Origin of the sequence: Chryseobacterium phosphatilyticum (assembly GCF_002899825.2) — a bacterium.
GTDB lineage: Bacteria > Bacteroidota > Bacteroidia > Flavobacteriales > Weeksellaceae > Chryseobacterium > Chryseobacterium phosphatilyticum.
Genome location: NZ_PPED02000094.1, coordinates 1 through 456 on the forward strand (window position 1 = coordinate 1; position 456 = coordinate 456).

1 protein-coding gene is annotated in these 456 nt (G+C 72.1%); it reads left to right on the forward strand.

Annotated elements, in window-relative coordinates; genetic code table 11:
• Positions 1 to 456: GAF domain-containing protein (locus tag C1631_RS25530; protein WP_123966792.1), on the forward strand; the 456-nt coding region annotated here is incomplete at both ends.

The following is a 456-nucleotide window of genomic DNA, read 5'->3' on the forward strand; positions in this document are numbered from 1 at the left end:
CTGCTGCCGGCAGGCGAGCCTGCACGACGGCTTCCGCTACGTGCCCGACACCGCGCGCGACCCGCGCTTCGAAGGCAACCCGCTCGTCAGCGGCGATCCCGGCCTGCGCTTCTACGCCGGCGCCCTGCTGAGGACCGACGAGGGGCAGCCGATCGGGACCGTCTGCGTCCTCGATACCCGCCCGCGCGAACTCACGGAGCGGCAGCGCCGCGGCCTGATGCGGCTCGCCCGCCAGGCCATGACGCAGATGGAACTGCGCCGCTCGCTGCGTGAGCAGGCGGAGCAGCGCCTGCTGCACGAGCGCATCCTCGACAGCGCCACGGACTACGCGATCGTGGCCATGGATCCCCAGGGCCGCGTCACGCGCTGGAACACCGGCGCCGAGCGCATCCTCGGCTGGACCGAGTCCGAGATGCTGGGCCGGACGGTCGATGCGTTCTTCACACCGGAGGATCG